Origin of the sequence: Sphingomonas sp. (assembly GCF_035910975.1) — a bacterium.
In the GTDB taxonomy this organism is placed as follows: Bacteria; Pseudomonadota; Alphaproteobacteria; order Sphingomonadales; family Sphingomonadaceae; genus Sphingomonas.
The window spans coordinates 70207-92537 of record NZ_JAMHWM010000032.1 but is presented as its reverse complement, the minus strand read 5'-3'; the positions used below and the strand labels follow the sequence as shown (position 1 = coordinate 92537).

Below are 22331 nucleotides of genomic sequence, written 5' to 3'. Positions count from 1 at the left end.
GGTTCAGGCGGATCCGGAAGGGGGGGGCAGTCCGGATAGCGTCCTATCAGGCGCTATCGGTCATCATTCCCCAGATCGCGCGGGAACGCGATATCGTCAGAACTTCACGCCGATTTGCGCATAGAGGTATCGCCCCCGGATATCATAGATGCCGCCGGCCGTGATGCTCGCGCTGCCCGACAGCCCCGAATTCGAGAAGGACGTGATCAGCGGCGGTTTCTTGTCGGTCAAATTCTTCGCGCCGAGCGTGAACGTCGTCGGGCCGGCGTCGAACACCAGCTGGATGTCGTGGTAGACATAAGCGGGGATGTGGTTGGAATTGTCACCGATCAGGGCGGGATTGTCGACCGCCGCCAGATTTGCCGCGCTCGTGCCCTTCAGGGCAGATCCCAGGACGCGCGTCTGATAGTTCACCGTGACCACGTCGGTCGCGACCCCCACCATGGCGCGAAGCTGGTCGCGGACCGCGTCGAAGCGGCCGGTGAAATTCTGCGACGGTCCGCCGGCGAAGTCCTGGCGCGAATGTTCGAACAGGCGCGAGTAATTGACGTCGAAGGTCATCCGCCCGCCCATCAGCGGCCACGACACGCGACCCTGTACGTCCAGCCCGCGCACCTGTTCAGCGGCGATGTTGAAGAGCTGGGTCGAAACGATGTTGATGTTGCGGCTGCCGGTCGGCTGGCGCGAGATCGCCGAACAGAAGAGTTCAGGAAGGTTGGGCTGATCGACGTAGCATTGGCGGACCACCTCGATCGGGTTGAGCTGGCCAATCTCGTTCGTCAGACGGATGTCGTAATAGTCGATCGAGCCCGAGAAATTGAGCAGGCTGGGCACCCGGAACACCGCGCCCGCGCTCAACGTCTTGCCCGTCTCGGCATCGAGCAGCGGGTTGCCGCCCGACCGGTTGCCCGCCGCCCCTCCGGTGGGTGCCTGGCTGACGATATAGCCCGCGCCGAGCTGTGCGGTGCAGCTGGCCGGGGGGGTAAAGCCCGTGTCGGCGATCCCGTCCTGCGGCGAACGATCGTTGGCGCAGGGATCGATCAGCGTCGACGTCGACGTGCCGATCGGCGAATAGAGTTCCTGGACCCCCGGCGCGCGGGTGGCGACGCCGTAGGAAGCGCGGAACGTGACGAACGCGGCCGGCTTGAACGTACCGCTGACGTTCCAGGTGAACTTGCTGCCGACCGTATCGTAGTCGCTGAGGCGCGCCGCGCCGCCGAACTGGAGCAGATCGCCGAACAGCGGCACCCGTAGTTCGCCGAACACTTCCTTGACGTCGGTCGATCCGCTTGCCGCCGTGATCTGGCGGGTGCCGTTGGTGCCGTTCGTCAGCGACGGGTGGATATCCGCCCGCGTCGACTCGCTCCGGTATTCCGCACCGACGACCACTGCCACCGGCTCCGAACCGCCGAGCGAGAACAGCTTCCCCGACACGAACGCCGAGGCCACATGCTGCTTGCCATGGATCCGCGAGATGACGTCCGGGATCACCGTCCAGTCGATCGCCTGTTGTGAAATCGTGTTCACCCCGAAGATGTTGATCGGGACGCATCCGGGCAGCGCGTGCACGCCCGCGCAGGCATTCATGCCCGCGTAGAATTTGTCGCGATCGATCGAGTTGGTGTCCTCCTGCGCGAGATCGACACGGCCGAACTGATAATAGGCCTGATAATCGAATCCCCCGCCGAGCGAGCCCTGGGCGCCCACCGCGATGCGGTAGAGGTCGCGATCGATGATCGACTGGCGCACGCCATATTCGGTCAGGCGACGGCTGCTGGTCTGCGCGGTGTTGATCGTCGTCGCGCCGGCGGCGGCGAGAAAGGCGGCGCGCCCCGGCGCATTGGTGGGAATCGGTCCGAAGTCATAGGCGTTCGGCCCGCGATTGGCGGCGAACTGGAAGAAGGACGGCTCGATCGTCAGCGCCGCGCTGGACCGCGCGTAGGTTCCCTCGGCAAACAGCTCTGTGCCGCCGCCCAGGTCGTAGCTGAGGCGCCCCGACACGAGTGCGCGTTCGTTCGGCACCTGCAGGTTGCGATCGAGCACGCGCTGATAGAGTGGCGTGGCGGCCGTGAACGCCGCAGGTGCCCCGCCCCCGACCGGATAGGTCCAGGTTCCGGTCGGACCCATCGTGAAGAAGCGGCCGCCGCCCGTTGCCGAGCTTCCCGCGCCCATCGTGTACGCGCTCGAGCTGCCGTCGCCGACGACCCAGTCGCGATCGTGGCCGAAGATCGCGTCGCGCTTCGAATATTCGGCGGACACGACATAGCCTAGCGCCGAACCGATCGCGCCCCCGTGGATGATCGATCCGGCCCGCTCCGCGCCGTCGCCTTCCGAAGTGACGCCGGCGCGCAGATTGACCGCCGTGCCGGAGAAGCGGTTCTTCAGGATGACGTTGACCACACCCGATACGGCGTCCGCGCCGTAGACGGCGGAATTCGCGCCGGTCACCACCTCGATCCGGTCGATCATCGCGGACGGGATCGTGTTGAGATCGACCGAGCTGGTTCCGGGATCAGACGCGATATGACGCCGGCCGTTGACCAGTACCAGCGTACGTTGCGCCCCAAGGTTGCGCAGGTTGATGAGTTCGGTCCCGACATTGAAGCCGCGGTTGGCGGAACTGATGTCCTGATTGGTCGAGCCAAAGGCATTGCCGAGTTGGGGCAGGTTCCGGGCGGCATCGGCGACGGTCAACGCACCCGATTTCGCGATATCGTCGGCGGTGACGCCAACCACCGGCTGCGCGGAACTCAGGTTACTGGAAGACAGCCGCGAGCCGGTGACGACGATTTCGCCTGCTTGCGATGCCGCGCCATCATCCGCCTGTTCGGGCGCCGTCTGCGCCAGGGCCGGTGTCGCGAGCAGAATACCGACGAGGGAGATCGACCCCAAAAGCCCAAGCCTGTCGCGCATGCCAACCTCCCGCACATGTTCTTATTGACACACTTATTCGCAACCTCGAATTAGTTTGTCAATATGCACTCGTTCCCAAGAGCGAATTTGGCACGAGGCGGCTGACGCGGCACAGACTGGCGGACAGACAGAGGATTCGGACATGGCAGTTTCAGGATCGACACGCGTCATCGGCTTCATCGGGTCGAGCTATGAAAAGAGCCGCATCTACGATATCTACAACAAGGCGTTTGACGCACTCGCGCTCGACTTCGTCTACGTGCCATTCCACGTAGCCGATATCGCCGCGGCATGCGATGCGATCCGCGCGCTGGGGATACATGCGGCCGGCGTCACGATACCCTTCAAGGTGTCGGCGATGCCCCTGCTCGACTCGATCGACGACGCCGCCCGCCGCACCGGCGCGGTCAATTTCATCGTCAACACCGACGGACGGTTGCACGGCGGCAACACCGACGGCGCGGGCGCGGTCCGCGCACTCGAGGAAGCAGCGCCGGTCGCCCGACGCCGCGTCTGCATCCTCGGCAGCGGCGGGGCCGCGCGGGCGATCGCGGCCGATCTCCTCTCGGCCGAGGCGACCGTCCATCTCGTCAGCGTCGATCCACGGGAATGCACCGCACTCACGCAGTCGGTCGGCGGCGAGGGACACGACTGGAAAGACCTCGCCCGAGAGGTTCGGGCAGCGGATATCGTGATCAATTCCACCCCGATCGGCATGGCTGGCACTTCGATGGAGGGCGAGACACCCGTGCCGGGAACGCTGTTGCGCACCGGTCAGATCGTCATGGACCTGGTCACCGCGCCGTCCGAAACACCCCTGATGCGGGAAGCGCGCGATCAAGGCGCGCAGGTCGTCACGGGAGAGCGAATGCTGCGCTGGCAGGCGCTGCTCAAGCTGCCGCACTTCACCGGCGCCGTGCTGACTCCCGATCAACGCGAGCGGTTTCTCGCCGACTCGTTTTAGGACCGTTCGACGGCCAGGTTATTTCGGCCCGCAAGGGCGCTTCGCGGGCTTTCCGGCGCCTGCCTCCCGAAACTACGTGCGCTCCGGATCACGCAGAACCCCTATTTTCGGCCGCGTCTGACCTGATTGTCGATCGGTCCCAGGTAAACGCCTAGGGTCACGACCCTATCGCCCGTCCGGCCGGCCGCGGTTCGTCAGCACCTGCGATGCCAGCGCCCGGCTCTCGCGCGTCAGGGCCGCCGCCATCTCGCGCCGTACGGTCGAATCGAAACGCACGCTGGGCAACGACAGGGTCAATGAGGCGATCGCCTGGCCGGTTTCGTCGATCACCGGGGCGGAGATGCCCGTTACGCCGAGGATCAACTCGTCCTCAGCCACGCATATTCGTTCACGCTCGATCTCATCGAGGCGCTTGACCAGCTCCGAAGCGGTCTGGACGCTCTTGCTCGTCAGCACGTCGAACTTCGCGGCGGCGATATATTCCGCCCGCGCCTGCGGGTCGGAGAAGGCGAGGATCGCCCTGCCGGCCGCAGTCGCGTGGAGGGGCATGAGTTCGCCGACCTGCAGCACCGTCACCAGTGCCTGCGGCCCGATCTCGCGCGCGACGAGGCGCGCGGTGTCACCATCGCGGACGTTCAGGAAGGACGATTCGCGCGTCTCCTTCGTCAGCCGCTCCAGTATCGGCTGCGCCAGCGCCGACAGATCCCGTGTCCGCCCCTCCCGCTGGGCCAGCTCATTGAGTCGACGCCCCAGTTGATAGGCCTTAGCGGCGGGATCGAACGCGACATATTCCCGATTGACCAGATTGCGTAGCAGCTGACTCAGGCTGCTCTTTGGAATGCGCAGATGATCGGCGATCTCGGTATGCGACAGCCCATAGGGCGACCTGTCGAGCAGCTCGAAAAGGTCGAGTACCCGATCCGCCGATTTCACCGCACCTTTCGCGTCCTGCAATGGCCGTCTCCCCTTTCACACCGACTAGCCCTTTTCGTTCACATATACAAATTATATGATGTTCATATTGACAACTTAGTTCCTGTACGAGAATAAGTCTGTGCGGCGGGCCTGTCCGCAGAGGATTGTGGAGCAGGATGACCCTTCCCGGAACGGCTTTCCTCGCACTCTGGAACGAGCGCGCGGCGTCACGCGACGATTATGACGTGTGGCATACGCGCGAGCATGTTCCGGAACGGCTGACGATTCCGGGCATTCTCGCCGGGCAACGCTACGCGGACGGCGAAGGCCCCCTGCCGAGCTATTTCACGCTCTACCCGCTCGCGGATCTGCAGGTGCTTGAGAGCCCGCAATATCTGTCCGTCGTCGAAAGGCCGACGCCCTGGTCGCTCAGCATGCGCCCCGCGATGTCGGACTGGTATCGGCAAGGATGCCGGACCGCGGTCAGCCTGGGCGGCGGAATCGGTGGTTGCCTGGGCGTTATCCTCCTCGAGGGCGGACCGCCCCCGGAACGCGCCGCGGCGAGCTTCGCCCGGATCAGCCAGACCACCGCATTCTGCGGCCTGCACCTGGGATCGGTGAAATCGGTTCCGGCGCTGCCGTTCGCGCAGCCCTCCCGCGACATCCCCCGACCTGACGCCATCCTGCTGGTCGAGGGTTTCGACCTGACCGCGATGGGAGCCGCGCTCGCGGAAGTCGATGCCCTGATCGAGGACGCGGGTTACAAGCCGATCCTGACCTGGACCAGATATCGCCTGGCCTACGCGATGGACGACGCCGATCTGGAGTCGCTGTTCGCGCTGGACGCAGAGACCTTGAGCCACCGCGCGCAAAGCGCGTGACAGGACAGCGCACGGGTACATCATCCAGCAACCGCTCGCGCACCCAGGAAGCGGCAACCCGCCGTCGCGGCCCGTAAGGGCCAGCGGAAATACCCGCGGACGAGCGCCCCCCGCCCCCGCGAAGTCGCCTCCCCTGTACGAGCGCTTGCGTGACGGTCTCGACCGCACCGTTCGCCCCTTTCTAAGGTTGAGGGGTCTGAATGACGAGAAATCGGGAAAATCATGGGATCGCCTCCGGCCGAAGCGCGCCGAATACGCACCATCTCCGTTGACGACGTGGCCCAAACCGTGGCAATCGGCCGCCAGATCGCAGGCGAGCTGTAAACCGGGCTGCAAACCGGAGAAGCTCAAGGCTATAAATCGACACTAACCTGTTGATTTCGCGGGTGTAGCTCAATGGTAGAGCAGAAGCTTCCCAAGCTTACGACGAGGGTTCGATTCCCTTCACCCGCTCCACCGTCACGGCCGACTTGAGTCCGATGCTTCGCGACCGGCAGCCGGCCTGCGGGAGATCGCGGCAGCGCGGGGATCGAGCATGCGCACGCCAGCGGCCGCCGCATGCCCCTGGCGCCGGGGTCTCACGAGTCGATCCGGTCTTCTCCCCCGGTCTCTTGTGACTGAACGAAGAGCCGGCGACGCCGTTTGACAGGATGTTGCGCCGCACCTATATGCGCTCCCCTACCACAGTTTCGGGAAATGATGCGCCTTCGCGCAGCGCATCGGTCGAATGGAAGCTGGCGGTTCTGACATAAGGACGCTTTGAAGAGGTGCGGTTTCCCGGTGAGGGAGGCAGGCGCCTTTTGATGCGTCCTTTGCTGCGTCCGCGCCCCGCGGGTCTCAACCGGGGCAAATGACGGCTGACGAGGCACAAAGACACATGGCGACTAAAGCGATCGTACCGGGCGGCACCACCAAGCGCCGCATCCGCAAGGTGTTCGGCGACATCCACGAAGTGGTGCAGATGCCGAACCTGATCGAGGTTCAGCGCGAAAGCTACGAGCAGTTCCTGCGCTCCGACAAGTCGACCGGCCATGTGTCGGGCCTCGAAAAGACGCTGCGCAGCGTCTTCCCGATCCAGGATTTCGCGGGCACCGCCTATCTCGATTTCGACGACTATGTGCTTGAAAACCCCAAGTTCGACGTCGAGGAATGCCGCCAGCGCGGCATCACCTATGCCGCGCCGATGCGCGTCACCCTGCGCCTGACCGCGTTCGAGGTCGATCCCGATACCGAGGCCAAGTCGGTCATCGATATCAAGGAGCAGGACGTCTACATGGGCGACATGCCCCTGATGACGGGCAACGGCACCTTCTTCATCAACGGCACCGAACGCGTCATCGTCAGCCAGATGCACCGGTCGCCGGGCGTGCTGTTCGACCATGATCGCGGCAAGACCCATGCCTCGGGCAAGTTCCTGTTCGCCGCGCGCGTCATCCCCTATCGCGGCTCTTGGCTCGACTTCGAATTCGACGCGAAGGACATCGTCAACGTCCGCATCGACCGCAAGCGCAAGCTGCCGGTGACGACCCTGCTTTACGCGCTGGGCATGTCGGGCGAGGAAATCCTCAACCACTTCTACAATCGCATCACCTACGTCCGTGGTTCGGGTGGCTGGCAGATCCCGTTCGCGGCGGAGAACTGGCGCGGGCAGAAGCCGATGTTCGACATCATCGACGCTAAGACCGGCGAAGTCGTTTTCCCGAACGGCCAGAAGATTTCCCCCCGCGCCGCCAACAAGGCGGCCAAGGACGGCCTGACCGATCTGCTGATCCCGACCGAGGAAATCTTCGGTCGCTACAGCGCGTATGATCTGGTCAACGAGAAGACCGGCCAGATCTACATCGAGGCGGGCGACGAAGTGTCGGCCGAGAACCTCGAACTGCTCGACAAGGCAGGGATCGAGCGAATCGAACTGCTCGACATCGATCATGTCTCGACCGGTGCGTGGATGCGCAACACGCTGAAGGTCGACAAGGCCGAGGAGCGCGAACAGGCGCTCAGCGACATCTACCGCGTCATGCGCCCCGGCGAGCCGCCGACGCTGGAGACGGCGGAATCGCTGTTCGCCGGCCTGTTCTTCGATCCGGAGCGCTACGACCTGTCGGCCGTCGGCCGCGTCAAGCTCAACATGCGCCTCGATCTCGACGCGCCGGACACGATGACGACGCTGCGCACCGAGGACATCCTGGCCGTCGTCAAGACGCTGGTCGATCTGAAGGACGGCAAGGGCGAGGTCGACGACATCGACAACCTCGGCAACCGTCGCGTGCGTTCGGTGGGCGAGCTGCTGGAGAACCAGTATCGCGTCGGCCTGCTCCGCATGGAGCGCGCGGTTAAGGAGCGCATGTCGTCGGTCGACGTGTCGACGGTCATGCCGAACGACCTGATCAACGCGAAGCCCGCGGTCGCCGCGGTACGCGAGTTCTTCGGCTCGTCGCAGCTGTCGCAGTTCATGGACCAGACCAACCCCTTGAGCGAAGTGACGCACAAGCGCCGCGTCTCGGCGCTCGGGCCGGGCGGTCTCACCCGTGAGCGCGCGGGCTTCGAGGTCCGCGACGTCCACCCGACTCACTATGGCCGCATCTGCCCGATTGAGACGCCGGAAGGCCCGAACATCGGCCTCATCAACTCGCTGTCGACCTTTGCGCGGGTGAACAAATACGGCTTTATCGAGACGCCGTACCGCCGCGTGATCGACGGCAAGGTGACCAACGACGTCGTCTATCTGTCGGCGATGGAGGAGCAGAAGCACACCGTCGCGCAGGCGTCCGCCGAAACGGACAGCGAAGGCCGCTTCACCGAGGAACTCGTGTCGGCGCGTCAGGCCGGCGAATTCCTGATGGCGCTGCCAGAGACGATCACGCTGATGGACGTCAGCCCCAAGCAGCTGGTGTCGGTCGCCGCCTCGCTGATCCCGTTCCTGGAGAACGACGACGCCAACCGCGCGCTGATGGGATCGAACATGCAGCGCCAGGCGGTGCCGCTGGTCCGTGCCGAGGCGCCGTTCGTCGGCACCGGCATGGAGGAGACGGTGGCGCGCGATTCGGGCGCGGCGATCTCCGCGCGCCGCGCCGGTATCGTCGACCAGGTCGATGCCGCGCGCATCGTGATCCGCGCGACGGGTGACGTCGATGCCGGGGAATCGGGCGTCGACATCTACACGCTGATGAAGTTCCAGCGCTCCAACCAGTCGACCTGCATCAACCAGCGTCCGCTGGTGAAGGTGGGCGACGTGGTGTCGGCCGGCGACGTGCTGGCGGACGGCCCGTCGACCGAGTTCGGCGAGCTGGCGCTGGGCCGCAACGCGCTCGTCGCGTTCATGCCGTGGAACGGCTACAATTACGAGGACTCGATCCTCATCAGCGAACGCATCGTGAAGGACGACGTGTTCACGTCGATCCACATCGATGAGTTCGAAGTGATGGCCCGCGACACCAAGCTGGGGCCGGAGGACATCACCCGCGACATCCCCAACGTCGGCGAGGAAGCGCTGCGCAACCTCGACGAGGCGGGCATCGTCTACATCGGCGCCGAAGTGGAACCGGGCGACATCCTGGTCGGCAAGATCACCCCCAAGGGTGAATCGCCGATGACGCCGGAGGAAAAGCTGCTCCGGGCGATCTTCGGTGAAAAGGCGTCCGACGTGCGCGACACGTCGCTCCGCCTGCCGCCGGGCGTGTCGGGCACGATCGTCGACGTCCGCGTCTTCAATCGCCACGGCATCGACAAGGACGAGCGCGCGATGGCGATCGAGCGCGAGGAGATCGAGCGCCTGAAGAAGGACTCGGACGACGAACGCACGATCCTGAACCGCGCGACCTGGTCGCGACTGAGGGACATGCTGATCGGCCAGGTCGCCACCGCGACGCCAAAGGGCCTGAAGAAGGGTTCGGCGATCGACCAAGACCTGCTCGACAGCGTCGATCGTCACGAATGGTGGAAGTTCGCCGTCGCCGACGACGCCGTCCAGGCCAATCTGGAAGCCGTCAAGACGCAGTATGACGAAGCCGCCAAGCGCATCCAGGACAAGTTCCACGATCGCCGCGAGAAGCTGGAGCGGGGCGACGAGCTGCCGCCGGGCGTGCTCAAGATGGTCAAGGTCTTCGTCGCGGTGAAGCGCAAGCTGCAGCCGGGCGACAAGATGGCCGGCCGTCACGGCAACAAGGGCGTCATCAGCCGCATCCTGCCGGCCGAGGACATGCCGTTCCTGGCGGACGGCACGCCGGTCGATCTGGTGCTCAACCCGCTGGGCGTGCCGTCGCGCATGAACGTCGGGCAGATCTTCGAAACGCACCTCGGCTGGGCCGCCCGTAATCTGGGCATGCAGGTCGCGAGCGCGCTGGAGGACTGGCGCGAGGCGAACCCGGATGCGCAGGCGGGCGAGATGCCCGCCGCGGTCAAGGATCGCCTGGTCGAGATCTACGGCGATCATTACGCCGAGGAGATTAAGGCGCGCAGCCCGGAACAGGTCGTCGAGCTGATCCAGAACGTGCGCACCGGCATCCCGATGGGCACCCCGGTGTTCGACGGCGCGCGCGAAAGCGACGTGTCGGACATGCTGGAGCTGGCCGGTCTCGACACGTCGGGCCAGTCGGTGCTGTACGATGGCCGCACCGGCGATGCGTTCGACCGCATGGTGACCGTCGGCATCATCTACATGCTGAAGCTGCACCACCTGGTCGACGACAAGATCCACGCGCGCTCGATCGGGCCGTACTCCCTCGTCACCCAGCAGCCGCTGGGCGGCAAGGCGCAGTTCGGCGGCCAGCGCTTCGGCGAGATGGAGGTCTGGGCGCTCCAGGCCTACGGTGCGGCCTACACCTTGCAGGAAATGCTGACGGTGAAGTCCGACGACGTGATCGGCCGCACCAAGGTCTATGAAGCGATCGTCAAGGGCGACGATACGTTCGAGGCCGGCATTCCGGAGAGCTTCAACGTGCTCGTCAAGGAAATGCGCTCGCTGGGCCTCAACGTCGAACTCAAGAACAACGAGGTCGACGAAGACGGCGAGCCGCTGGCGCAGGCGGCGGAGTAACGGGTGCAACTCCCTCTCCCATTGGGAGAGGGAGGGAGCCGGCGGAGCCGGCGGAAGGGTGAGGGCAGCAAATTGCCCTACCCTCACCTTCCCACCGGCTTCGCCGGCGGGCCCCTTCCTCTCCCGGCGGGAGAGGAGAGCAAGATTTCGAGGAAGGGTCTTAACCCATGAACGAACTGACCAACTTCGCCAATCCGGTCGCCAAGCCGGAAACCTTCGACCAGATCCAGATCGGCATCGCGTCCCCCGACCGCATCCGCTCGTGGTCGTTCGGCGAGATCAAGAAGCCCGAGACGATCAACTATCGCACGTTCAAGCCCGAGCGTGACGGCCTGTTCTGCGCGCGCATCTTCGGTCCGATCAAGGATTACGAGTGCCTGTGCGGCAAGTACAAGCGCATGAAGTACAAGGGCATCGTCTGCGAAAAGTGCGGCGTCGAGGTGACCGTGTCGAAGGTCCGCCGCGAGCGGATGGGTCATATCGAACTCGCAGCCCCCGTCGCGCACATCTGGTTCCTGAAGTCGCTGCCGTCGCGCATCGGCCTGCTGCTCGACATGCAGCTCAAGCAGCTTGAGCGCGTGCTCTATTTCGAGAGCTACATCGTCACCGAGCCGGGCCTGACCCCGCTGGAGAAGTTCCAGCTCCTCACCGAGGACGAACTGCTCGACGCGCAGGACGAGTACGGCGAGGACGCCTTCACCGCCGGCATCGGCGCGGAAGCCGTCAAGATCATGCTCATGGACCTCGACCTCGAAGGCGAGAAGCGTGACCTGCTCGAAGAGCTGGCGACGACCAAGTCGGAGCTTAAGCCCAAGAAGATCATCAAGCGGCTGAAGGTCGTCGAGAGCTTCCTGGAATCGGGCAACCGCCCCGAATGGATGATCCTGGACGTCGTGCCGGTGATCCCGCCCGAGCTGCGCCCGCTGGTGCCGCTCGACGGCGGCCGCTTCGCGACGTCGGACCTCAACGACCTGTATCGCCGCGTCATCAACCGCAACAACCGCCTGAAGCGGCTGATGGAGCTGCGCGCGCCGGACATCATCGTCCGCAACGAAAAGCGCATGCTGCAGGAAGCCGTCGACGCGCTGTTCGACAACGGCCGCCGCGGCCGCACGATCACCGGCGCCAACAAGCGTCCGCTAAAGTCGCTCAGCGACATGCTCAAGGGCAAGCAGGGCCGCTTCCGCCAGAACCTGCTCGGCAAGCGCGTCGACTATTCGGGCCGTTCGGTCATCGTGACCGGGCCGGAACTCAAGCTGCACCAGTGCGGCCTGCCCAAGAAGATGGCGCTCGAACTGTTCAAGCCGTTCATCTACGCCCGCCTGGATGCCAAGGGTCTGTCCATGACCCTGAAGCAGGCCAAGAAGTGGGTCGAGAAGGAGCGCAAGGAAGTCTGGGACATCCTGGACGAGGTGATCCGCGAGCACCCCGTGCTGCTCAACCGCGCGCCGACGCTCCACCGCCTCGGCATCCAGGCGTTCGAGCCGGTGTTGATCGAGGGCAAGGCGATCCAGCTCCACCCGCTGGTCTGCTCGGCGTTCAACGCCGACTTCGACGGTGACCAGATGGCCGTTCACGTTCCGCTGAGCCTTGAGGCGCAGCTGGAAGCGCGCGTGCTGATGATGTCGACCAACAACATCCTGTCGCCCGCCAACGGCAAGCCGATCATCGTGCCGTCGCAGGACATGGTGCTGGGCCTCTACTACCTGTCGATGGAGAAGACCGCCGAGCCGGGCGAGGGCATGTTGCTGAGCGACATGACCGAGGTCCACCAGGCGCTGAACGCCGGCGCGGTGACGCTGCACACCCGCATCACCAGCCGCGTGCCGCAGGTCGGCGAGGACGGCGTCGAGCGCATGCAGCGTTTCGAGACCACGCCGGGCCGCATGCTGCTGGGCGAAACGCTGCCCAAGTCGCACAAGGTGCCGTTCGAGACGGTCAACCGCCTGCTGACCAAGAAGGACGTCACCGACGTCATCGACGAGGTCTATCGCCACACCGGCCAGAAGGAGACGGTGCTGTTCGCCGACGCCATCATGGCATTGGGCTTCCGCCACGCGTTCCGCGCCGGCATCTCGTTCGGCAAGGACGACATGATCATTCCGGGTTCGAAGACCGCGATGGTCGACGAGACCAAGGCTCTCGTGAAGGATTTTGAGCAGCAGTATCAGGACGGCCTGATCACGCAGCAGGAGAAGTACAACAAGGTGATCGACGCCTGGAGCCGCTGCGGCGACCAGGTGGCGGCGGCCATGATGGACGAGATCAAGGCGGTGAAGCGCCTCGATGACGGCCGTGAGGCGCCGATCAACTCGATCTACATGATGGCCCACTCCGGCGCCCGTGGCTCGCAGGCCCAGATCAAGCAGTTGGCCGGCATGCGCGGCCTGATGGCGAAGCCGTCCGGCGAGATCATCGAAACGCCGATCATCTCGAACTTCAAGGAAGGCTTGACCGTCCTTGAATATTTCAACTCGACCCATGGTGCTCGAAAAGGTCTTGCGGACACCGCGCTCAAGACCGCCAACTCGGGCTACCTCACCCGCCGACTCGTCGACGTGTCGCAGGACTGCGTCGTGATGGAGGAGGATTGCGGCACCGATCGCGCGCTGGAGATGAAGGCCATCGTCCAGGGCGGTTCGACCATCGCGTCGCTGGGCGAGCGCATCCTGGGTCGCACCACGGCCGAGGACATCGTCGACGCCAAGACCGGCAAGGTCGTCATCCCGACGGGCACGCTGCTCGACGAACCGATGATCGCGCAGATCGAAGCGCTCAACATCCCCGGCATGAAGATCCGTTCGCCGCTGGTCTGCGAGGCGAAGATCGGCGTGTGCGGCAAATGCTACGGCCGCGATCTCGCGCGTGGTACGCCGGTCAACATCGGCGAGGCGGTCGGCGTCATCGCCGCCCAGTCGATCGGTGAGCCGGGCACGCAGCTGACCATGCGCACCTTCCACATCGGCGGTGCGGCGCAGCTCAACGAAACGTCGAACCTGGAAGCGCATGCCGACGGCACGGTCGAGTTCCGCGACCTGCGCGTCATCCTGGACCAGCGCGGTCGCCGCGTGGTGCTCGGCCGTTCGGGCGAGATCGTCATCAGGGACATGGACGGCCGCGAGCTTTCGGCGGACCGGGTACCCTACGGCGCCTATGTCCTGTTCGACGACGGCCACATCGTGTCGAAGGGCGACCGGATGGCGGAATGGGATCCGTTCACCATGCCGGTCATCACGGAAACGGCGGGTACGGTTAAATACCAGGACCTGATCGACAACAAGACGATGACCGAGCAGGCCGACGAGGCCACCGGCATCACCCAGCGCGTCGTCACCGAGAACCGCACGACCGGCGCGAAGGCCAAGGAGGATCTGCGTCCGCGCCTGACCCTGACCGGCGAAGGCGGCGATGCCGATGCCGCACGCTACATGCTGGCGGCGGGCGCGGTGCTGTCGGTCGAGGACAATGCGCAGGTGCAGGCAGGCGACGTGCTCGCCCGTGTCGCCCGCGAATCGGCCAAGACCCGCGACATCACCGGCGGTCTGCCGCGCGTCGCCGAGCTGTTCGAGGCGCGCAAACCCAAGGAGAACGCGATCATCGCGAAGGTCTCGGGCCGCGTCGTGTTCGGCAAGGACTATAAGGCGAAGCGCAAGATCGGCATCATGCCGGAGGACGGCGGCGATATCGTCGAGTATCTGGTGCCCAAGTCGAAGGTGATCGACGTCCAGGAAGGCGACTACGTCAAGCGTGGCGACAATCTGATCGGCGGATCGCCCGATCCGCACGACATCCTGGAAGTGCTCGGCATCGAGCCGCTGGCCGAATATCTGGTCAGCGAAATCCAGGAAGTCTACCGGTTGCAGGGCGTGAAGATCAACGACAAGCACATCGAGGTGATCGTTCGCCAGATGCTGCAGAAGGTCGAGATCACCGACGGCGGCGACACCACGCTGCTGGCGGGCGAACAGGTCGATCGCGACGAGATGGACGAAGCCAACGCCAAGCTCGACAAGAAGCAGGCCCGCGCGCAGGGCAAGCCGATCCTGCTGGGCATCACCAAGGCGTCGCTGCAGACCCGCAGCTTCATCTCGGCCGCCTCGTTCCAGGAGACGACCCGCGTGCTCACCGAAGCGTCGGTGCAGGGTAAGATCGACAATCTGAACGGCCTGAAGGAGAACGTCATCGTCGGCCGCCTGATCCCGGCGGGCACCGGCGCGGGCATGAACCGCATGCGCGTGGCGGCTACGTCGCGTGACGCGGCGCTCCGGGCGCAGCAGCGCGCACTGGCCGCGGCGACGATCATCGCCCCGGATTCGGCCGCGCAGGAGCATGAAGCCGAACTCGCCCGTTCGGCGAGCGACGCCGCCGGCACCGGCAACGATCCGCTCGCGGAAGTCGTGTCCTCGGGTCACGGCACCGATGCGGATGCCGGGGAGTATCTGAACACCGAGGATTGATCACTCGGCGTTCGGCCACTCGGCTGAAAACAGGAAAGCCGCCGTCCGGGATGCCGGGCAGCGGCTTTTTTGTGGGCCGGTCAGCCGATCAGTGCCACGCCAATCAGTGCCACAGGGCCGACAACGGATAGAGCAGGATCAGCCAGGCCAGGCAGGCCAGCACGATCCGCCGGTCGCGCGCCGCAATCGCCAGCAGTATCACGGGAAAGAACGACCAAGTGAGGATGATCGTCCTCGGGCTGCCGGCGCCGGGCAAGCCGACGAGGGCCGCGGCGGTGGCGAGCAGCGCCGTGTTGCACAGCAGGATCGCGACCAGCACCGTGCGGCGCTGCTTGTCGAAATGCGCGGTCAGGTCGCCCCACTCATCGGGTTCGTCGGGAAATACCAGCGACGCGGCGACATAATAGATGGCGGTGACGACAAAGCCGCCAAACAGCACCGGCCAGTTGAGCGGCAGGGTGTCGCGCATCGCCCAGCCGTACATCCAGAAAGTCACGGCATCGCACGACACGAACAGGCCCAGCAGCGCCGTCGGCCAGCCGATCCGCACCCGCCGGCTGGCCTTGAGCGCCTTGGCGAGGCCGCCCAGCCCTTCCGCCAGCGCCAGCCCGAGCAGCAGGCCGAACAGAGAAAAGGTAAACTCGAATCCGCTCATCGCCGCTCTGCCCCCAATGTCGTCGCGCCGGCTGGCAACGCTATCACCGGATGCGCGCGGCGAACATGGCCTGCGTCCGGCGGTGTCGCACGGTCCGCTCCGCCCCGCCTTATGCCTCGCCGATCGCCACTACCCGCGTCCCCAGCCGCTCGGCCTCCCCCGCGTCATGCGTCACCATCACGATCGGCAGCCGCCTCTCGTCGCGCAGCCGCAGGACGACGTCCTCGATCTCTCTCCGCCGCGCGGCATCCAATGAGGACAATGGTTCGTCGAGCAGCAGGAAATCGGGGTCGCTCAGCAGCGCGCGGCCGATCGCGACGCGACGCGCCTCGCCGCCCGACAGCGTCTTGGGCCAGCGATCGAGCAGATGGCCGATACCCAGGAAATCGACCGTCTCTGCCAGTCGCGCGTCGTCCCCAGCCCCGTAGAGCAGGTTCGCCCGCACCCGCTTGTGCGGAAACAGCCGGGCATCCTGGAACACATAGCCGCAGGCCCGCGCCTCGGGGGGCAGGTCGATACCCGCATCCGCGTCGAGCAATGTCCGCCCGCCGACCCGCACATGGCCGCGCGCCGGGCGCAGCAGCCCGGCGATCATGTTGAGCACGCTCGTCTTGCCCGCCCCCGACGGCCCGAACAGGACGGTCAGCCCGCTGTCGGCGGCGAAGGCGCAGGCGACATCCACCTCCCCCACCCGCGCCGTCACGTCGACGTCAAAGGACATGTTGCCCCCGTCCCGCCCGCCGCGCGAGCAGTTCCGATGCGACCAGCGCGGCGAGCGATAGCGCCACCGATACCGCCGCCAGCCGCCACACAATCCCCTCCCCGCCCGGCACGCTGAGCGCGGCGTAGATCGCCAGCGGCAGCGTCTCGGTCTCGCCCGGCACGTTGCTGACGAAGGTGATCGTCGCGCCGAATTCGCCCAGAGCCCGCGCGAAGCCCAGGATCGCGGCGGCGAGGATGCCGGGGATGCTGAGCGGCAGGGTGATGCTGGCGAACACCCGCCAACGCCCCGCCCCCAGCGTGCGTGCGGCATTCTCCAGCCGCGCATCGACTGCTTCGATCGACAGGCGGATCGCGCGGACCATCAGCGGCAGGGCCATCACCGCGCTCGCGATCGCCGCGCCGGTCCAGCGGAACAGCACCGCGTCGCTCGCGAAGCCGAGCGGCCCTCCGGGTGCGAAGGCGATCAGCAGCAGCCAGCCGGTGACGACCGGCGGCACGACCAGCGGCAGATGCACCGCGGCGTCGATCAGCAGCTTGCCCGGAAACCGCCACCGCGCCAGCACCCAGGCGATCGCGAACGCGACGGGCAGCGTCGCCGCCGTCGCCACCCCGCCGACCTTCAGCGACAACAGCACGACGCCCCATTGGTCGGGCGTGAGCGTCACGGCGCGGAAAAGCCGTGGCGGCGGAAGATCGCCTGTCCCCGACGGCTCAGCAGGAAGGCGTGGAAGCCCGCCGCGTCGGGATGCGCGGAGCGCGCCAGGATCGCGATCGGGTAGCGGATCGGCGGGTGGCTGTCGGCGGGGAACACCGCGACCACGCGCACCTTATTCGACGCTCGGGCATCGGTCGCATAGACGACGCCCAGCATCGCCGCGCGCCGCTCGACCAGCGCCAGCGCGGCGCGGACGTTCTCCGCCCGCGCGATCCGCCCGGCGACCGACGGCCAGTCGCCCAGTTTCTCCAGCGCGGCCTTGCCATAGCGTCCGGCCGGCACCGCATCGGGATCGGCCATCGCCAGCCGCCCCTCGCCCAGCACCCGTGCCAGCGCGCCTCTTTGCCCCAGCGGCACCGAGCCCCGCGCCGACATCAACGGCGCGACCAGCACCAGCCGGTTACCGAGCAGGTCGCGCCGCGTGCCCGGCCGCAGCATATTCTTCGCCGCGACGGCATCCATCCATTCCTCGTCGGCGGAGATGAACAGGTCGGCGCGCGCGCCTGCCATCGCCTGCCGCGCCAGCGCGGACGAGGCGGCGAACGACACCACCGGGCGCGGATGGCCGGCCCGCGCCCAGGCATCGGCCGCGTCCGTCATCGATTCCTGTAAACTCGCCGCGGCAAGCACCAACGGGCCTTGCCGCGGCGGCGGCGCTGCGCCAAGCGCACCGACACAAAACAGTAACAACAAGAGGATGCGCAGCGTGACGGGCATGACGAGGGCTTCCGGCCGGGACGGACGCGCAGCCTATATCGTCGGGCGCGGGGTATGCTACCCCATGCTCGCGCTCGCGCTCGCCGGTGCACCAGCCGCCGCGAAGGACAGCCCTTTGACCGTGGAGGCCAGCGCCCGCGTGCGCGGCGAGGCCGTGTCGCGCGATTTCCGCGCCGGATCGCAGGCCGACAGGAGCGCGGTCCTGACCCGCGTCAACCTGTCGGTCGTGTACGACGCCGGCGCGGTTGAACTGGGCGGCGAGGTGCAGGATGCCCGCGCCCATGCCGCGTCGTCCGGCGCGGTCGACGAGGACGAGGCCAACGCGCTCGAGCCGATCCAGGCATGGGTGCGTTTGCGACTGTCCGCCGATACCAGCCTCCAGATCGGCCGGTTCACGCTCGACCTCGGCGGACGGCGCTTCGCGGCGCGCACCAACTTCCGCAACACCAACAACGGCTTCACCGGCGCGCGGCTGGATACAAAGGCGGGGCCGGCGGCAATCACCGCCTTCTGGACGATGCCCTCCGTCCGCCTGCCCGACGACGACGCCGGGATCGAACGCCACCGCGTGGTGCTCGACCGCGACCGGTTCGGTTTCCAGTTCTTCGGCGGCGTGGCGACGCTGGGCGACGCGAAGACCGGCGCGTTCGAGGTGACGGCGGTACGCCTTTACGAACGCGACGCGGCGGGCATCGACACGCGCGACAGGCGGCTGTGGGGCGTCGGCCTGCGCCACGTCCGCGAGCCGGCGAGTGGCGCCTTCGATCACGAGGTCGAAGTCGGCGTGCAGGGCGGTCGCGCGCGCGGATCATCCAGCCCCGCTGACGTGCGCGATCGCCGCGTCGCCGCCGGCTTTATCCGAGCGCAGGCCGGCTACAGCTTTGGCGGGGCATGGTCGCCACGCCTCCAGCTTGCCGCCGACTATGCCTCGGGCGACGGGCGCGGCGATACGCTCGGCCGCTACGACACATTCTTCGGCGACGGATCGTTCGAATTCGGGCCGTCGAGCCTCTATTCGCTCGTCGCCCGCGCCAACCTGCTGAGCGCGGAGGCGCGGGTCGAGGTCGAGCCGGGCGACCGCACCGATGGCTATCTCGCGGTCCGCCCGCTATGGCTGGCGCGCGCGACCGACGCCTTCGGCAACAGCGGCGTGCGCGATCCCGCCGGCGCTTCCGGCCGACACGCCGGCACACAGGTCGAAGGGCGCGTGCGCCACTGGCTGGTGGAGGACCGGCTGCGGCTGACCGGCGGGGCTGCGTGGCTGGCGCGCGGACGCTTCCTGCGCGACGCGCCCAACGCCGCCGCGACCGGCGACACGCTCTACGGCTATCTCGAGCTCAGCCTGGAGCTCTGATCGCCGCGCCTCAGTGGGCCGTCGCCCCCTCGGCGCCGATCCCGGTCTCCTGCCGCACCTGCTGGGCGGCAAAGCCCGCGCGATCGACCGCCGCACGCCCGCTACGATCGGTGATGGACACCAGCCAGATGACGAGGAACGCGGCGGGCATCGAGAAGATCGCGGGCGAACCATAGGGGAAGACCGGCGCCGCATTGCCAAGCACCGTCACCCAGACGGCCGGGGACAGGATCGTCAGCACCAGCGCCAGCAGCACGCCGGTCAGCCCGCCCGCGACAACTCCGCGCGTCGTGCACCCGCTCCACAGCAGCGACAGCACCAGCACCGGGAAATTGCCCGACGCCGCCAGCGCGAACGCCAGGCTGACCATGAACGCCACATTCTGCTTCTCGAACGCGATACCCAGCGCGATCGCGACCACCGCCAGCACCAGCACGGTCGCGCGCGACACGCGCAGTTCCTGCGCCGAATCGGCCCGCCCGCGCCGGAATACGCTGGCATAGAGGTCGTGGCCGACCGCCGACGCGCCCGACAGGGTCAACCCCGCGACCACCGCCAAAATCGTCGCGAAGGCGACGGCGGAGACGAAGCCGAGGAACAGATCGCCGCCCACCGCCTGCGCCAGATGCACCGCCGCCATGTTGCCGCCGCCGCGCAAGGATCCGTCCGCCTCCAGGAAGCCGGGGTCGGTCGCCACCAGCACGATCGCGCCGAAGCCGATGATGAAGGTCAGCAGGTAGAAATACCCGATCCACCCCGTCGCCCACAGCACGGACGTGCGCGCCGCCTTCGCGTCGGGCACGGTGAAGAAGCGCATCAGGATATGCGGCAGTCCGGCGGTGCCGAACATCAGCGCCATGCCCAGCGAGATCGCGCTGACCGGGTCCTTGATGAACCCGCCCGGCCCCATGATCGACGCCGTCCCCTTCACCTCGACCGCGCGGGCGAACAGCGCCTCGGGCGAGAAATCGAACCGCCACAGCACCGCGACGGCGATGAAGCTCGCGGCGCCCAGCAGCAGCACGGCCTTGACGATCTGCACCCAGGTCGTCGCGGTCATCCCGCCGAACAGGACGTAACAGGTCATCATCAGCCCGACGATGCCGACCGCGACCGGATAGGGAATCCCGAACAGCAATTTGATGAGCTGTCCCGCCCCGACCATCTGCGCGATGAGGTAGAAGACAACGACCAGCAATGTGGAAATCGCCGCGAACATCCTGACCGGCGTCTGCGCGAATCGGAAACTGGCGACATCTGCGAACGTGTATTTGCCCAGGTTGCGCAGCCGCTCCGCCATCAGGAACAGCAGGATCGGCCAGCCGACCAGGAAGCCGATCGAATAGATTAGGCCGTCATAGCCGTCGGCATAGATCTGTGCGGAGATGCCCAGGAACGACGCCGCCGACATATAGTCGCCGGCGATCGCCAGCCCGTTCTGGAACCCCGTGATCCCGCCGCCGGCGGTATAGAAGTCCGACGCCGTCTTGGTCCGCCCGGCAGCCCAGCGGGTGATACCCAGCGTCGCGATGACGAAGGCGGCGAACATCGATACCGCCGCCCAGTTGGTCGGCCGGTCGGGAGACGCCGCGTTTGCCCAGGCCGCGGCCGGGATCGCGGCCAGCGCGAGCCAGACGATCGCGCGCCTCACGCGCCATGCTCCGCGCGGATCGCGGCGAGTTCGGCGTCGAACGCGCCGTTGGCGCGGCGGACGTAGACGCCGGTCAGCACGATCGACAGCAGGATGATACCGATGCCGATCGGGATACCGATCGACGTCGCGCCGCCGGCCAGCGGCGCGGCGAGCAGCGACTTGTCGAAGGCGACCAACGCGATGAACCCGAAATAGACGACCAGAACGATCGCGCTAAGCGCCCAGGCGAACCGGCTGCGCCGGCTGACGAGCGCACGATAGCGCGGATCGGCCGCGATCCGTTCGATATCCACGTTCATCCCGATCCCCCACGTCGCCCCGTGGCGGACACGATAGCGGGCGCAGTCCCGCGGGCAAGCACCGCGACGATACTCGTTTTGGTGGAAAACATCATTGTAACCGTTCCCACACGGTCGGGGCGCATGCCATGCTGATGACTTCATGTCGTCCGCGTCGCGTCCACAATCCGACATCCCCAGCCCGGTCCGGCCGTTGACGCGGTTGCTGGCAGACATGCAGACCACGATCGTCGCCGGCGGCCTCCGCGCATTCGACGGCGATCTCGACCGCTTCATCATTTTCTCGCTGATCGTCCGAGAAAGCCTCGGCAACGCCGATCGTTCGGCGGCGATCTCGACCTATTCACTCGCGCTGTCGCTCGGGCGGCCGTTCGAGACGGTACGGCGTCACGTCAACGCGCTGATCGTGGCAGGCCACGCGATGCGTATCCCCCGCGGCGTGACGGTGGCGGCCGCTGCATGGACCGTGCCGGCGATCGCCGCGCTGATGACGCTGACGCATGACAGCTTCGTCCGCTTCGTCGAGGACAGCCTGCCGCATCTCGGCGACGCGCCGCGGCGCGGGCCGATCGCCTATTCGCACGGCGTCGGGGTGCAGGCCGCGGCGGACCTGATGCTGACTGCGCTTGACAGCAATCGCCAGATCCACGGCGGCTGGATCGATCTCGTGCTGTTCTCGACCGTCCTGCACACCAACATGCTGCGCCTCCACGCCGGTCGCGCGGCGGGGAGCACCGGTGCGCTGACGGCCGATCACGCCGTCCGCGCCAGCGTGATCGCCCGTGCACTGGCGATCTCGGAAACGACCGTGCGCCGCCGGCTGGCCGATATGGCCGGGCCCGGACGGCCTCTGCGGCGCGTGCGCGAAGGCTTGATGATCTCGATCGAATGGCTCGATAGCCCGGCAGCGATCGACACCAGCCTGCGCACCTACAGCGGGATTCGTCGCATCGTCGCGCGCGCGGCGGCGCAGGGCTTTCCGATCGACGCCCCGGCGCAGGCCTATATCGCCGGTCGACCTCCGATCTGGGAGGCGCGCTGACGCGACG

General features: G+C 66.5%; 14 protein-coding genes and 1 tRNA gene. 7 read left to right on the top strand and 8 right to left on the bottom strand.

Translation table 11 applies throughout. The features are described 5' to 3' along the window. Positions 1–96 precede the first annotated feature (96 nt). Complete coding sequence (locus VYI76_RS12765) at positions 97–2913, bottom strand: TonB-dependent receptor domain-containing protein (RefSeq protein ID WP_326525180.1); 2817 nt, start codon at positions 2911–2913, stop codon at positions 97–99. Between the two features lie 142 nt (positions 2914–3055). Here VYI76_RS12765 and VYI76_RS12760 point away from each other — a divergent pair, with 142 nt between their 5' ends. Next, a complete protein-coding gene (locus VYI76_RS12760) occupies positions 3056–3877 on the top strand; it encodes a shikimate dehydrogenase family protein (protein ID WP_326525179.1) in 822 nt (273 codons plus the stop codon). Between the two features lie 165 nt (positions 3878–4042). On the opposite strand, the gene VYI76_RS12755 is transcribed toward VYI76_RS12760, so the two are convergent. Beyond that, positions 4043–4831, bottom strand: a complete 789-nt coding sequence (locus VYI76_RS12755; protein ID WP_326525178.1) for an IclR family transcriptional regulator — start codon at positions 4829–4831, stop codon at positions 4043–4045. Between the two features lie 137 nt (positions 4832–4968). On the opposite strand from VYI76_RS12755, the gene VYI76_RS12750 reads away from it, so the two are divergent. The 4 genes from VYI76_RS12750 to rpoC all read left to right on the top strand — a co-directional run bounded on the left by VYI76_RS12750 (position 4969) and on the right by rpoC (position 15165). Then, positions 4969–5673, top strand: coding sequence for a hypothetical protein (locus VYI76_RS12750; RefSeq protein WP_326525177.1), 705 nt, complete (start codon positions 4969–4971; stop codon positions 5671–5673). 382 nt (positions 5674–6055) lie between these two features. Further along, a tRNA-Gly gene (locus tag VYI76_RS12745) sits at positions 6056–6129 on the top strand. 421 nt (positions 6130–6550) lie between these two features. After that, positions 6551–10708, top strand: coding sequence for a DNA-directed RNA polymerase subunit beta (gene rpoB / locus VYI76_RS12740; RefSeq protein WP_326525176.1), 4158 nt, complete (start codon positions 6551–6553; stop codon positions 10706–10708). A 167-nt stretch (positions 10709–10875) separates the two neighbouring features. Then, the gene (gene rpoC / locus VYI76_RS12735) at positions 10876–15165 is read left to right on the top strand and encodes a DNA-directed RNA polymerase subunit beta' (RefSeq protein WP_326525175.1); all 4290 of its coding nucleotides are present in this window, start codon (positions 10876–10878) and stop codon (positions 15163–15165) included. Between the two features lie 103 nt (positions 15166–15268). Here the strand turns inward: rpoC and VYI76_RS12730 are convergent, their stop codons facing one another. The 4 genes from VYI76_RS12730 to modA form a co-directional block, all read right to left on the bottom strand. After that, on the bottom strand, positions 15269–15820 hold the full coding sequence (locus VYI76_RS12730; RefSeq protein ID WP_326525174.1) for a hypothetical protein: 552 nt from the start codon (positions 15818–15820) through the stop codon (positions 15269–15271). Between the two features lie 109 nt (positions 15821–15929). Next, positions 15930–16541: an ATP-binding cassette domain-containing protein gene (locus VYI76_RS12725; RefSeq protein ID WP_326525173.1), complete on the bottom strand. Its 612-nt coding sequence runs from the start codon at positions 16539–16541 to the stop codon at positions 15930–15932. Then, positions 16531–17208, bottom strand: a complete 678-nt coding sequence (gene modB / locus VYI76_RS12720) for a molybdate ABC transporter permease subunit (protein ID WP_326525172.1) — start codon at positions 17206–17208, stop codon at positions 16531–16533. The genes VYI76_RS12725 and modB overlap by 11 nt, the downstream gene beginning before the upstream one ends. Continuing rightward, positions 17205–17975, bottom strand: a complete 771-nt coding sequence (gene modA, locus VYI76_RS12715) for a molybdate ABC transporter substrate-binding protein (RefSeq protein ID WP_326525171.1) — start codon at positions 17973–17975, stop codon at positions 17205–17207. Before modA ends, modB begins: the two co-directional genes overlap by 4 nt. On the opposite strand from modA, the gene VYI76_RS12710 reads away from it, so the two are divergent. Beyond that, entirely contained in the window at positions 17974–19329 is a 1356-nt protein-coding gene (locus VYI76_RS12710) for an alginate export family protein (RefSeq protein ID WP_326525170.1), read from the top strand. The two genes, modA and VYI76_RS12710, sit on opposite strands and share 2 nt — an antisense overlap. A gap of 10 nt (positions 19330–19339) precedes the next feature. Here VYI76_RS12710 and VYI76_RS12705 read toward each other — a convergent pair whose 3' ends face one another. Beyond that, on the bottom strand, positions 19340–20980 hold the full coding sequence (locus tag VYI76_RS12705) for a cation acetate symporter (RefSeq protein ID WP_443018951.1): 1641 nt from the start codon (positions 20978–20980) through the stop codon (positions 19340–19342). Next, positions 20977–21282, bottom strand: coding sequence for a DUF485 domain-containing protein (locus tag VYI76_RS12700; protein WP_326525169.1), 306 nt, complete (start codon positions 21280–21282; stop codon positions 20977–20979). Before VYI76_RS12700 ends, VYI76_RS12705 begins: the two co-directional genes overlap by 4 nt. Positions 21283–21496: 214 nt before the next feature. On the opposite strand from VYI76_RS12700, the gene VYI76_RS12695 reads away from it, so the two are divergent. Then, positions 21497–22324: a hypothetical protein gene (locus VYI76_RS12695; protein ID WP_326525168.1), complete on the top strand. Its 828-nt coding sequence runs from the start codon at positions 21497–21499 to the stop codon at positions 22322–22324. The last annotated feature ends 7 nt before the right edge of the window (positions 22325–22331 follow it).